Origin of the sequence: Clostridium oceanicum (genome assembly GCF_039521385.1) — a bacterium.
GTDB classification, from domain to species: domain Bacteria; phylum Bacillota; class Clostridia; order Clostridiales; family Clostridiaceae; genus Clostridium_F; species Clostridium_F oceanicum.
The window spans coordinates 103207-116777 of the sequence record NZ_BAAACG010000013.1 but is presented as its reverse complement, the minus strand read 5'-3'; the positions used below and the strand labels follow the sequence as shown (position 1 = coordinate 116777).

13 protein-coding genes, 5 tRNA genes and 1 riboswitch are annotated in these 13571 nt (G+C 29.7%); of the genes, 2 read left to right on the top strand and 16 right to left on the bottom strand.

Annotated elements, in window-relative coordinates; translation table 11 throughout:
• Nucleotides 1-12 precede the first annotated feature (12 nt).
• The 6 genes from metK to ABDZ71_RS14540 form a co-directional block, all read right to left on the bottom strand.
• The gene (gene metK / locus ABDZ71_RS14565) at nt 13-1188 is read right to left on the bottom strand and encodes a methionine adenosyltransferase (protein ID WP_343762648.1); all 1176 of its coding nucleotides are present in this window, start codon (nt 1186-1188) and stop codon (nt 13-15) included.
• Between the two features lie 81 nt (nt 1189-1269).
• A riboswitch (SAM riboswitch) is annotated at nt 1270-1379 on the bottom strand.
• Nucleotides 1380-1503: 124 nt separating this feature from the next.
• A tRNA-Tyr gene (locus ABDZ71_RS14560) sits at nt 1504-1588 on the bottom strand.
• 3 nt (nt 1589-1591) lie between these two features.
• Nucleotides 1592-1667 (bottom strand) — tRNA-Thr (locus tag ABDZ71_RS14555).
• Between the two features lie 28 nt (nt 1668-1695).
• Nucleotides 1696-1771 (bottom strand) — tRNA-Val (locus ABDZ71_RS14550).
• 9 nt (nt 1772-1780) lie between these two features.
• Nucleotides 1781-1865, bottom strand: a tRNA-Tyr gene (locus ABDZ71_RS14545).
• Nucleotides 1866-1870: 5 nt separating this feature from the next.
• Nucleotides 1871-1946: transfer RNA gene (locus ABDZ71_RS14540), tRNA-Thr, on the bottom strand.
• A gap of 255 nt (nt 1947-2201) precedes the next feature.
• Here ABDZ71_RS14540 and ABDZ71_RS14535 point away from each other — a divergent pair.
• Both ABDZ71_RS14535 and yyaC read left to right on the top strand, forming a co-directional pair.
• On the top strand, nt 2202-2915 hold the full coding sequence (locus ABDZ71_RS14535; RefSeq protein ID WP_343762646.1) for a tRNA 2-thiocytidine biosynthesis TtcA family protein: 714 nt from the start codon (nt 2202-2204) through the stop codon (nt 2913-2915).
• 61 nt (nt 2916-2976) lie between these two features.
• Complete coding sequence (gene yyaC / locus ABDZ71_RS14530) at nt 2977-3510, top strand: spore protease YyaC (RefSeq protein WP_343762645.1); 534 nt, start codon at nt 2977-2979, stop codon at nt 3508-3510.
• Between the two features lie 51 nt (nt 3511-3561).
• On the opposite strand, the gene mreB is transcribed toward yyaC, so the two are convergent.
• The 10 genes from mreB to atpA all read right to left on the bottom strand — a co-directional run bounded on the left by mreB (nt 3562) and on the right by atpA (nt 13561).
• Entirely contained in the window at nt 3562-4593 is a 1032-nt protein-coding gene (mreB, locus tag ABDZ71_RS14525) for a rod shape-determining protein (RefSeq protein ID WP_343762643.1), read from the bottom strand.
• Between the two features lie 100 nt (nt 4594-4693).
• Complete coding sequence (spoIIID, locus tag ABDZ71_RS14520) at nt 4694-4948, bottom strand: sporulation transcriptional regulator SpoIIID (protein WP_343762642.1); 255 nt, start codon at nt 4946-4948, stop codon at nt 4694-4696.
• A 109-nt stretch (nt 4949-5057) separates the two neighbouring features.
• Entirely contained in the window at nt 5058-5786 is a 729-nt protein-coding gene (locus tag ABDZ71_RS14515) for a peptidoglycan DD-metalloendopeptidase family protein (protein ID WP_343762641.1), read from the bottom strand.
• Between the two features lie 123 nt (nt 5787-5909).
• Nucleotides 5910-6998: a stage II sporulation protein D gene (gene spoIID / locus ABDZ71_RS14510; protein WP_343762639.1), complete on the bottom strand. Its 1089-nt coding sequence runs from the start codon at nt 6996-6998 to the stop codon at nt 5910-5912.
• Nucleotides 6999-7145: 147 nt separating this feature from the next.
• Nucleotides 7146-8402, bottom strand: coding sequence for a UDP-N-acetylglucosamine 1-carboxyvinyltransferase (gene murA / locus ABDZ71_RS14505; RefSeq protein WP_343762638.1), 1257 nt, complete (start codon nt 8400-8402; stop codon nt 7146-7148).
• 22 nt (nt 8403-8424) lie between these two features.
• On the bottom strand, nt 8425-9129 hold the full coding sequence (locus tag ABDZ71_RS14500; protein WP_343762636.1) for a hypothetical protein: 705 nt from the start codon (nt 9127-9129) through the stop codon (nt 8425-8427).
• A gap of 166 nt (nt 9130-9295) precedes the next feature.
• The gene (locus ABDZ71_RS14495) at nt 9296-9700 is read right to left on the bottom strand and encodes a F0F1 ATP synthase subunit epsilon (protein WP_343762635.1); all 405 of its coding nucleotides are present in this window, start codon (nt 9698-9700) and stop codon (nt 9296-9298) included.
• A gap of 45 nt (nt 9701-9745) precedes the next feature.
• Entirely contained in the window at nt 9746-11146 is a 1401-nt protein-coding gene (gene atpD, locus ABDZ71_RS14490; protein WP_343762633.1) for a F0F1 ATP synthase subunit beta, read from the bottom strand.
• 12 nt (nt 11147-11158) lie between these two features.
• Complete coding sequence (atpG, locus tag ABDZ71_RS14485; RefSeq protein ID WP_343762631.1) at nt 11159-12016, bottom strand: ATP synthase F1 subunit gamma; 858 nt, start codon at nt 12014-12016, stop codon at nt 11159-11161.
• A gap of 30 nt (nt 12017-12046) precedes the next feature.
• Nucleotides 12047-13561, bottom strand: a complete 1515-nt coding sequence (gene atpA, locus ABDZ71_RS14480; protein WP_343762629.1) for a F0F1 ATP synthase subunit alpha — start codon at nt 13559-13561, stop codon at nt 12047-12049.
• Nucleotides 13562-13571 lie beyond the last annotated feature (10 nt).

The following is a 13571-nucleotide window of genomic DNA, read 5'->3' as shown; positions in this document are numbered from 1 at the left end:
ACTCTTCTTATATTATAAGTATTTTTTTATTTCATCAACCTTATCTAACTTTTCCCATGGAACATCTATATCTGTTCTTCCAAAATGACCATAAGCTGCTACTTGTTTATATATTGGTCTTTTTAATTTTAAATCTCTTATAATAGCTCCTGGTCTTAGATCAAATACTTTATCTACTATTTGAGATGTTTTTTCTTCTGATATTTTTCCTGTTCCAAAAGTATCTATAGATATTGAAACTGGCTTAGCTACTCCTATAGCATAAGATAGTTGTATTTCTAATTTATCTGCTACTCCTGCTGCTACTAAGTTTTTAGCTACCCATCTAGCTGCATATGCAGCTGATCTATCTACTTTTGTTGCATCCTTACCTGAGAAAGCTCCTCCACCATGTCTTCCATATCCGCCATAAGTATCAACTATTATTTTTCTTCCTGTTAATCCTGAATCCCCTTGTGGTCCTCCAATTACAAATCTACCAGTTGGGTTAATGTAATATTTTGTATTCTCATCTAATAATTCTTCAGGAATTACAGCATTTATAACATGCTCTTTTATGTCTTTTTGTATTTGTTCTTGTGTAGCTTTTCTGCTATGTTGAGTTGAAACAACAATAGAATCTATTCTAACTGGTTTTTCATCTTCATATTCTACTGTAACTTGTGCTTTTCCATCTGGTCTTAAATATGCTAAAGTTCCATTTTTTCTAACTTCTGATAATCTTCTTGTTATTTTATGAGCTGTTTCTATAGGAAGAGGCATATATTCTTTAGTTTCATTAGTAGCAAAACCAAACATCATACCTTGATCTCCAGCACCTATAGCATCTATTTTTTCCATTTCTCCAGCTTTTGATTCTAATGCTTCATCAACACCTACAGCAATATCTGAAGATTGTTCATCTATTGAAGTTAATACAGAACAAGTTTCACAATCAAATCCGTATTTAGCTCTATCGTAACCTATTCCTTTTATAGTTTCTCTAACAACTTTAGGTATATCTACATAACAATGAGTAGATATTTCCCCCATTACTAATACCATACCAGTAGTAACAGCTGTTTCACAAGCTACTCTACCTTCTGGATCTTTTTCTAATATAGCATCTAATATAGCATCTGATACCTGGTCACAAATTTTATCTGGATGTCCCTCTGTAACTGATTCAGATGTAAAAATTCTTTTCATACTTTAAACCTCCCATTTAATGATTTTAAAATTGCAAAAAAATAAGCCTCTTCAATAAGAAGAGGTTATATACTAACTTCTCTCTTATCTTGCAGAACTAACTGCCGGAATTGGCACCTATAGTGAACATCACTACTCACTGGTTGCCGGGTTTCAAAGGGCCCTTTTCCCTCCACCTCTCTGGATAAGAGTTTACTATTAACTTTTACTATTAAAAATCATAACATAACATCATATAGGTGTCAACAACCTAAAAAAATTATATTATAATTTATTCTACCATAAAATAAAAAACCTTTACTAAAGTAAAGGTTTTGGTGGAGGAAGATGGATTCGAACCATCGAAGCAAATTGCAACAGATTTACAGTCTGCCCCCTTTGGCCACTCGGGAACTCCTCCATATGGAGCTGGCAATAGGACTTGAACCTACAACCTGCTGATTACAAGTCAGCTGCTCTGCCAATTGAGCCATGCCAGCATATTATTAAATTTTTTATAAAATTTTATGGTGGGCACAACAGGGCTCGAACCTGTGACCCCCTGCTTGTAAGGCAGATGCTCTCCCAGCTGAGCTATGCGCCCATAAAATTTTGGTGGAGGAAGATGGATTCGAACCATCGAAGCAAATTGCAACAGATTTACAGTCTGCCCCCTTTGGCCACTCGGGAACTCCTCCACATATGGAGCTGGCAATAGGACTTGAACCTACAACCTGCTGATTACAAGTCAGCTGCTCTGCCAATTGAGCCATGCCAGCATATTTTGTATTTATGTTGAAAGTTTTGAACGCTTTCGACAAGAAATAGTATATCTGTTTTTAATTATAATTTCAAGCCCATTTATTTATGTTTTTACTGCTTTATTCCTTTGTATCTTTTATTATCTCTAATTTTCTTTATTTTATACACATATACCATTTATAAAACATATAAGGTTTTAATGGTATAATTATTAGTACATTTTTACAATATAATCTAAATAACTACAATATATTCATACTTAGGAGGTACTTATGCAAAAATTATTAAGTAAATTAAGAAAAGCTATAAATGATTTTGATTTAATTCAAGACAATGACAAAATAGCTGTCGGTTTATCTGGTGGAAAAGATAGTATATGTTTATTACAACTACTAAAAAAATACCAAAGGTTCTCCCCTGAAAAATTTGATTTAATAGCTATAGTTATAGATCCAAATAGTGGTGCAGATTTTTCTCCTATGGAAGAAATGTGCTCTGAAATGGATATACCAATACACATTTATAAAACTAATATAAAAGAAATAGTTTTTGATATTAGAAAAGAAAAAAATCCTTGTTCCCTTTGTGCAAATTTAAGAAGAGGTGCATTAAATGATTATGCTAAAAAATTAGGCTGTAATAAACTTGCATTAGGTCATCATAAAAATGATGCTGTTGAAACTTTACTTATGTCTATGTTCTATGAAGGAAGAATTAGTAGCTTTTCTCCTAAAACTTATTTAAACAGACGTGATATAACTTTAATAAGACCTATGGTTTATATAAATGAATATGAAACCAAAAGCATATCAAAAAAATATAATTTTAAAATAATTGACAACCCTTGCCCTGCTAATGGATATACTAAAAGAGAGTATATGAAAGATTTAATATCTTCTTTAGAAAAAGATATACCAGGAATAAGGGATAGGCTTCTAGGATGTCTTACTAATACTGACCAATTAAATATATGGAAAAAAAATTAAAATTTTTATTTAATATTTAATTATCCCTATTCATATAAATTAATATAGGGAGGGATGTACTTTGAGTAAAATTAAAACACCTTATAACAATTCGCTATCCTACTATAAAATAGCATATTTTTTAAAAGATTATATTAATAAAGATACTTTAATAGTATGTATAGGAACTGATAGGTGTATAGGTGATTCTTTAGGACCTCTAGTAGGTAGTATGTTAAGATCGAAAAATTTTCCTCTACATGTATATGGAACTATAGATAATCCTATACATGCTTTAAATATAGAAGAAAAAATATCTCAAATCAAAAATCGTCACCCAAATAGCAATATAATAGGCATAGACGCTTGCTTAGGTGATAAATGCAAAATTGGAGAACTGCAGGTAAGAGACTATCCTGTTCATCCCGGAAAGGGTGTAGGGAAATCTCTACCTAATATAGGAGAAGTATCTATAATAGGAATTGTAGACTCTCATGAAAACAATGAATTATTTCATTCTAATACTATTAGATTAAGTTTAATAATGAATATGGCAAAAACTATAGTTAACTCATTACTACATTGCTATTATATGGTATATAATGAACCTGAATAAGCACCATAATAATAGTTATTATTATGGTGCTTATTCATATAAAGCTATATGTTATTCAACTAAATTTAATCCATCACCGGAAGATGATATACCCATTTTATCCAAATAAGCTAGTACCTTTCCAGTACCTTCTGCTACGCAAGAAACTGCATTATCAGCTATATGAACAGGTACTTTAGTAACGCTTCCTATTAAGTCACTAAGTCCATTTAATAAAGCTCCTCCACCTGTCATTATTATTCCTTTATCTGCTATATCTGCAGATAACTCAGGTGGAGTTTTTTCTAGAACAGAATGAGCAAGATCAGCTATAGCATTAACTGATTCTTGAAGAGCTTCTCTCATTTCATCTGAAGTTACAGTTATATCTTTAGGAAGTCCTGAAACTAAATCTCTTCCTCTTATTTGCATAGGAACCGGTTCCCCTTTAGCAAATGCAGAACCTATATTAATTTTAAGATTTTCTGCTGTTCTTTCCCCTATCATAAGTTTATGTTTTTTCCTTATGTATTTTATTATTGATTCATCAAAACTGTCCCCTGCTCTTTTTATAGAAGATCTAACAACTATTCCACCTAGAGATATTACGGCGATATCAGTAGTTCCACCACCTATGTCAATTACCATACTTCCACTAGCTTTAGTTATATCAAGGTCTGCTCCAATAGCTGCTGCTAACGGTTCTTCAATTAAAAATACCTTTTTAGCACCAGCATTCTTTGCTGCATCAATAACCGCTCTTTTTTCCACTTCAGTAGCTTCACATGGAATACAAACAACAACCCTTGGAGCACCTATTTTTTTCTTACCACAAGCTTTTGTAATAAAATAATTTAACATTCTTTCTGTAATATCATAATCAGATATTACTCCATCTCTCATTGGACGTATTGCCACTATATTTCCTGGAGTCCTTCCTATCATTTCTCTTGCTTCTTGTCCAACTGCTAGGACTTTATCTTTGTTCCTATCTATAGCTACCACTGAGGGTTCATTCAAAATGACTCCTTTACCCTTTATATATACAAGTACTGTAGCGGTACCTAAATCTATTCCCATATCAGTGCCTACACTAAAAAACATTCCCTTATCCTCTCCTACTCTCTAAACTTATATAATAATTATAAGAAAAATAAAAATAGCTTTACTAAAAGCCTATAAATTTATTATAATAGGAATGCTTTTAACCTTCAATAGCTTTATATTTCATTTTTGTTGCTTCTCCACCTCTTATATGCCTCTCTGCTTTATTATAGTCTAAAATCTCCTTGGCCTCTTCAGCTATCTGTGGATTTATTTTAGGTAACCTCTCTGTCATATCCTTGTGTATTGTACTTTTGCTTACTCCAAACACTTTAGCTGTTCTTCTTATAGTAGCTTTAGAATCTATAATATATTTAGCGACTTCAAGGACTCTTTCTTCAATGTAATCTTTCAAAGTGCTACCTCCCTTAATCCTTTATAATTATAATTATGCTAATTTAACAAATTAAATTCATTTTTAAGCCACTTTTCGATTAAAAGCGAAAAATGGCTTAAATTTCAAATTAATACTTAATGTATTTAGAAGGATTTATGTAATTATTACCCTTCATCATAGCAAAATGTAAATGGTCACCATATTTCTCATAAGCTGAACGTAATGTAGTTTTACCTACTTTACCTATAACATCACCTTTTTTAACCGCTTGACCCTTTTTAACATTTGTTTTGGCAGCTAAATTAGAATATACACTTTTTAGTCCAGATTGATGATTGATAATTACTTTAACTCCATCTTGACTTGAACTAACAACATTTTCTACTTTTCCATCTTCAACTGCTAAAACAGATTTACCTAAGTTTGTCTTTATATCCATACCTAAATTTGGTCTATAACTTGATGTAGAATTCCAAAATACTGGATCTTCTGAATAAACTCTTGCTATAGTTCCTTCAACTGGTTTTATAAATTTAGGTTGAACTTGCTTTGATACTTTAGCTGTATCTTTTTCTTGAGTTTTTTCTTCAGTCTTTGGTTTAGTATTTTCATCTTCTTTTTTTACTTGAAGAGCATTTTCATAACTTTTAGTTGGTTGTTTTACAGCTTTAGCTGTATCTTTACTGGTATCTTTTTTAACTACTTTATTTTCAATAGGTTTATTTCTAACTTGTTTGCTATTTTTAACAGTTACTCCAGCTACAACAGCTATAACACATAAACAAACAAATAAAATTACATAAAAGCCCTCCCTCTTAAAAAATTTTGATGTTTTCTTAAATGGTTTTTTTTCCATATCAGCACCTCCATTTTCTAGTTTGTCCAGACTATAGAAAAAAATACATATTTTATTAATTTTTTATACTTAAATTAAATTTGATATAAAAAAAGAGAAAATCAACATTAATTGATTTTCTCTTTAATAATTTAATTTTTTTATATTTACACCACTATAATAATGTTTTAATATATATTCATATTTTTTTCCATCCTTACCCATAGAATTTGCTCCCCATTGACTCATTCCTACATTATGGCCATATCCATTACAATTTATAAGTATATTGCTTCCTTTAAAATCTATTGTAAATTTAGATGAATTTAAAGATAAAAGCTTTCTAAAATTAGGTCCTGTAATAGTTATATTTCCTATTTTTATAGTTTTAACACTACCGGAATCACTTTTTGATAATATTTTTACTTGATTTTTTAATTTAGAAGTACTAAGTCCTGATTTAGGATATTGACTATTTACTTTCTTTATAAATTCATTATAAGAAAATTTTGCAGAAGTCTTAAATTTAGGAGCTTTTTCTTCTCCTGGACTACTTACACTTTTTAAATAAGGAACTTTACTTTTAAATACATTTTCACAATCCTCTGTTTTACCATTACTTGTAGCAAAATAATAAGGTGACATAACTATATCTCCATTGTAAACTAATATTTGACCAGAGGTACTTTTTACAGATTTATCTATTTTATTCCAATACTCATTTCTTTTATTTTTAGGCCATGCCTTAAGCCTCTTATCTTTTGGCATATACACTTGAGAATATATAGTATCACATACATCCGCATTTATTCTCTCATTAAACTGATTGTCCCCAAAGTTTTTCATGTGAGCCAATGCATATGTCCTAGCAGCTACTGCTTGTGCTTTTAATGCCTCCTCATTAAATTCTACTGGCATCTCTGCACTAACTACCCCTCTTACATATTCTTCTAATGGTATAGCTCTTACTTTTTTCTGCTTCATAAAATACACATTAACTTTTGGTTCCTCTTTCACATTATATTTTTTATTTACATCTACTACAGCTTCCTTTTCTACTGAGTTATCCTCTACTTTGTTTTCCACTACATTTTTGTCTTTTATATTCTTTGAATATATTTGAGATCTAGTTAAAAATGAAAGTATTACTGCAAGTACTAATATTATCCCGATACTTGAAATTATGCCCCAAAACAATCTCCTTATATGTACACAATCTTCATCCCTTCTCATAGCATACCTCTTTTCTATCTAAAGTTAATCAATATAAATATATTTATAATTTTAATAAATATGATAAAAATATAAATTGAACCCATATAAAAAAGATTATTTTTAAGTAATTACCTAAAAATAATCTTTCAAAATTTCTATATATTTTTAATTTGTTCTTTTTATATCTGCACCTAAATTTTTAAATTTATCTTCAATTTTCACATATCCTCTATCTACATGATATATATCTGTTACTTCTGTACACCCTTCTGCTATTAATCCACATAAAATAAGTGCAGCTCCAGCCCTTAAATCTGTAGCTTTAACTTGAGTTCCTGTTAAATTATCTACTCCTTCTATAACTGCACTTCTTCCATCTATTTTTATATTACAGCCTAATCTTTTCATTTCTGAAACATGCATAAATCTATTTTCAAATATAGTTTCAGTTATAACGCTAGTTCCTTTTACAGAACAAAGTATAGCCATAATTTGAGCCTGCATATCTGTTGGAAATCCTGGATAGGGCATAGTCTTTATATCTATAGGTTTTAGCTCTTTAGTAGCATCTACTATAGCACTTTCTCCTTCTATTTTTATGTCTACTCCCATTTCTGTAAGCTTTGCTATAATAGGTTTTAAATGCTCTTCTATTACCCCATTTATTTTTATTTTACTTCTAGTTATAGCAGCAGATGCCATAAAAGTTCCTGCTTCTATTCTGTCATATATAGGCCTATGAGTAGTTCCTTTTAATTTTTTAACTCCTATAATTCTAACTGTATCAGTTCCTGCCCCTATAACGTTTGCTCCTATTTCATTTAAAAATTTTCCTAAATCTTCTATCTCAGGTTCTGCTGCTGCATTTTCTATTGTAGTTTCTCCTTCTGCCATAACAGCTGCCATCATTAAATTTTCTGTAGCACCTACTGATGGAAAATCTAAATATATATTATTTCCTATAAGTCTATCTGCAACACCTTTTACATATCCATGACCTATAGTGACTTTAGCTCCTAAAGCTGTAAATCCTTTAAGGTGTAAATCTATAGGCCTAGTTCCTATATTACATCCTCCTGGAAGAGATATTTTAAAACTACCAAATCTAGACATCATAGGTCCCATTAAAAGAAAAGATGCTCTCATTTTTTTTACAAGTTCACTATCTGGTTCACAGTTTGCAATTGAACTGGTATCAATAATTATTTTATTATTATCTCTATTTATATCTACTTTTGCTGATATACTTTTTAAAATTTCTCCTATAACATTTACATCTTCAAGCATAGGAGCATTGTCAATAACACATTTATCTCCACTTAGTATACTAGCTGCAATTATAGGTAATACTGAATTTTTAGCGGAGCTTATGTTTACTTCCCCTTCTAATTTATTACCTCCTCTAACCACTATCTTATCCATACTTTTCCTCCATTCATTATTACTAGTACGTTGTATTTATTTGTGGAGTTCCTATTATTACATAGTTTCCAGAATCATATTTACATACAGCACAATTTAAATCCACAAATTTATCATTAGATATAATTTGATCATATTTCTTAGTATTAGTATATGCTATAGTACTATAACCTCGTTCTAATCTTATTGTATTAATATTACTGCATCTATATTTTTTTAATGTTTTTAATAAATTTTTGTTTATATTATCTATATTTGTATCTGATGATTTACTTTTTACATACTCAAAAATTTTAAAATTATATTTTTTTTCCTTAAGATTTAATTGTATATCATTTTTTATTTTATCTATTATGTGTAGCCCCTCTCTTTTAGAGGAAAGTTTTATACTTATTATAGTATTATTATTTTCATAAAATTTATCTATATACCCTATAATGTTATTTTCATCTAATTTTATGGAATTATTATTATCTAATTTATTTAGTACCTTTTTATAATTTAAATTTAAATAACTACTTATTTTTTTTAAATCATTTTTATTCTTTAGTGTAAATACAAATTCTACTCCTTTTTCTTTCACTTTACTGTTTGTCTCATTTATTATTTCATCAAACAAATTTATATTCTTTTTTGCATAGGATTTATTATAAAAAAAACAACTAAATGAAATCGTAACTAATATAATAATCATAGTAAATAACATAGTACCTTTAGTTTTTTTCATCTTAACTCCCCCTCATCTTTAGATTATTTACATTTTTATCTATAGTATTCACATTTAATATATTATTAATATATAAAGATAAAGTTAAAATGTGCCCTTTTTAATCTAATAAATATTTACTCATAAAAAAAAGAATGGTTTAATATTTAAACCATTCTAAAAAACTTTATATTTGTTTAGCTTTAATTCTTGAAACAGCCCTAAAAAGTGCCATTTCAGCCCTTTTCACATCTATTTTATCTTTACTTTCTCTTAATCTTTTTTCTGCTCTTTCCTTAGCTTCTTTAGCCCTTTTTAAATCTATATTTTCAGGATATTCAGCAGAATCACATATTATGTACACATTATTTTCTTTAACTTTTAGTGTACCTGTAGATGTAAAAATATTTTTCTTTTCACCATTTAAATTTACAAATTGGGTAACAGTAGGTTTTAAATAAGCGATCATAGAAATATGTTTTGGTAATATTGCCAAACTTCCTTCTATAGTTTCTACTATTACTTCTTTTACTTCTCCTATTTTTATTTGTTTTTGAGGAGTGAATATAGTAAACTCTAAGTTATTTTTCATACTAATCTCCTTCTACCAAATAAATCTATAAAAGAAAGTAATAAATTATTTACCTTCTTTTATTTTTTCAGCTTCTTTTAAAACTTCTTCTATAGTTCCCTTAAATAAGAAAGCTGGTTCTGGTATATTATCATATTTTCCTTCAAGTATTCCTTTAAATCCTTCAACAGTATCTTTTATAGAAACATATTTACCTTCCATTCCTGTAAATTGCTCTGCTACAGTAAATGGTTGTGATAAAAATCTTTGTATTCTTCTTGCTCTACCTACTACTAGTTTATCTTCTTCTGAAAGCTCATCTATTCCAAGAATAGCTATTATATCTTGAAGTTCTCTATATCTTTCTAGAATATTTTTAACTTTTATAGCAGTTTCATAATGATCTTTACCTATAATTCTAGGATCTAACATTCTAGATGAAGATTCTAGAGGATCTACTGCTGGATATATTCCAAGTTCAACTATAGATCTTGATAAAACTGTCATAGCATCTAAATGAGTAAATGTAGTTGCCGGTGCAGGGTCAGTTAAGTCATCTGCTGGAACATATACTGCTTGAACTGAAGTAATTGATCCATGTTTTGTAGATGTTATTCTTTCTTGAAGAGCACCCATTTCAGTAGCTAGTGTAGGTTGATATCCAACGGCACTAGGAATTCTTCCTAAAAGTGCTGAAACTTCTGATCCTGCTTGAGTAAATCTAAATATGTTATCTATAAAAAGCAAAACATCTTGCCCTTTATCTCTAAAATATTCAGACATTGTAAGACCAGTTAAAGCAACTCTCATTCTAGATCCTGGTGGTTCATTCATTTGACCAAAAACTAAAGCTGTTTTATCTATTACTCCAGATTCTTTCATTTCATAATAAAGATCGTTACCTTCTCTTGTTCTTTCTCCAACACCTGTAAATACTGATAAAGCTCCATGTTCTTTTGCTATATTATTTATAAGTTCTTGTATTAATACTGTCTTTCCAACTCCAGCTCCTCCAAATAATCCTATTTTACCACCTTTTTCATAAGGCGCTAAAAGATCTATAACTTTTATACCTGTTTCAAATATTTCAGGTTCTACAGATTGTTCTTCAAAACTTGGAGCAGATCTATGTATAGGATAAAAATCCTTAGTATCTACTTCACCGGCACCATCAATAGGATTACCTAATACATTAAATAATCTTCCTAAAACTGGACTTCCTACAGGAACCATTATAGGTCTTCCTGTATTAGTAACTTCCATACCTCTTTTTAAGCCTTCTGTATTTTCCATAGAAATGGCTCTTACAACATCGTCTCCTATATGCTGTTCAACTTCTGCTATAATTTTTCTATCTTTTAAAGTTATTTCTAATGCATCTAAAAGATTAGGTAAATTATTAGAATTAAATTTTATATCTATTACAGGTCCTATTATCTGAATTACTTTTCCTATATTATCTGGCATAGTACACCTCCATTACTTCTGTGCTTCTGCCCCTCCTACTATTTCCGATATTTCTTGGGTTATAGCACTTTGTCTTAATCTATTAAATTTCAAAGTTAATTTATCTAGTAAATCATTAGCATTGTCTGTGGATCCATTCATAGCTGTCATTCTTGATCCATGTTCACTAGCTTTAGAATTAAATAAGAAATTCATTATATTAGCTTTTATATAATTATTCATACATACCTTTAAAAACTTATCACTTTCTGGAGAAATTTCAACATAAGGATCATTAGAAGATACTTTTTCTTTTTTTCTCTCAATAGGTAATATTTTTTCTGTTTTTACTATTTGCTTAACTGCAGAGTAAAATTCAGAATAAACTACATATACTTCTCCAACTTTGTTAGCTTCATATAAATTAATTATATTGTCAGTTATTGTTCTACCTTCTTTTATTGTAGGCACATTAGGCATATCAACATATTCTGATATAGTTTTAACACCTAATTTTTTTAAATATGCCCTTCCCTTTTGTCCAACTACTATAACTTCTGCATTATCTTTATCTTTGTTTATTTCATCTATAGAAGTATTTATTACACTTGCATTAAAGCTACCACAAAGCCCAGAATCAGATGTAAGTATAACGTATAATTTCTTTTTACTTTTATTGCCGTCCACATAAAGATTCTTTTCTTCTATACTGTTAACTACATCATTCATAACTAATTGATATTGATTATAATGATTTTTATCAATTTCTAAACTAACTCTCGCTTTTCTAAGTTTAGCAGTAGCTACAAGACCCATAGCCTTAGTTATTTTCCTTATGTTAGTTACAGATTTTATTCTTCTTTTTATACCAATAAGCCCTGCTCCTGCCATATTTAACCTCCTTCAGAGATATGAATTCTATTACATCTCTGATAAAAATACTTTTTTGAATTCCTCTATAGAGCTATTCAATTCTTTCTTTATATCATCTGTCATTTTTTTGTTCTCTATTATTTTCTTAGATATATCTCTATGATGAGTATCTATATATTCAAACAATCCTGATTCAAATTCAGAAATTTTATTTACTGGTATATCATTTAAGAAGTTATTAACTCCTGCATAAAGAATCATTATTTGTTTTTCTACAGACATAGGCCTATATTGTGGTTGTTTTAATATTTCTACTAATCTTTTACCTTTTTCAAGTCTTTTTCTAGACTCTTTATCTAAATCAGATCCAAATTGTGAAAATGCTGCTAACTCTCTATACTGAGCAAGTTCTAATCTTAAAGTTCCAGTAACTTGCTTCATAGCTTTTATTTGTGCATTTCCACCAACTCTTGATACAGATATACCTGCATTAACTGCCGGTCTTTGTCCTGCATTAAATAATTCTGATTCTAAGAATATTTGACCATCTGTTATAGATATAACATTAGTTGGTATATATGCAGTTACATCACCTGCAAGAGTTTCTATTATAGGTAGTGCTGTTAAAGATCCTCCACCTAATTCTTTTGATAACTTAGCTGATCTTTCAAGTAATCTTGAATGAAGATAAAAAACATCTCCTGGATATGCTTCTCTTCCTGGTGGTCTTTTTAAAAGTAATGACATAGTTCTGTAAGCTACAGCATGTTTAGACAAATCATCATATATTATAAGTACATCTTTTCCTTTATGCATAAAATATTCACCCATACTACAACCTGCATAAGGTGCTAAGTATTGTAGTGGAGCTGAATCTGATGCAGTAGATGATACAACTATAGTATAGTCCATAGCTCCCATTTTAGTTAAGTCATTAACTATATGAGCTACTGTTGATTGCTTTTGACCTATTGCTACATATATGCATACTACATCTTTATCCTTTTGATTAAGTATAGTATCTATAGCTATAGCAGTTTTTCCTGTTTGCCTGTCTCCTATGATTAATTCTCTTTGTCCTTTTCCTATAGGTATCATAGAATCAATAGCTTTAATTCCTGTTTGTAGTGGTTCTTTTACTGATTGTCTTCCAATAACCCCTGGAGCTTTAACTTCAACTGGTCTTGTTTCTGTAGTTAAAATAGCACCTTTACCATCTATAGCTTTTCCTAGTGAATTAACTACTCTTCCAACTAAAGCATCTCCAACTGGAACTTCTACAACTCTACCAGTACTTTTTACTATATCTCCTTCTTTTATACCTTCTTCTGAGCCTAGTAAAACACAACCTACGTTGTCTTGTTCTAAGTTTAAAGCCATTCCATATACATTGTTTGGAAACTCTATAAGTTCACCTTCCATACAATCATCTAAACCATAAACTCTTGCTATTCCATCTCCAATTTGAATAATAGTTCCTGAATCTATAGTATCTACTTTATTATCAAATTTTTGTATTTGTTTTCTTATAATCGATGTTATTTCTTCAGGTTTTATATTCATAAGCTCACCT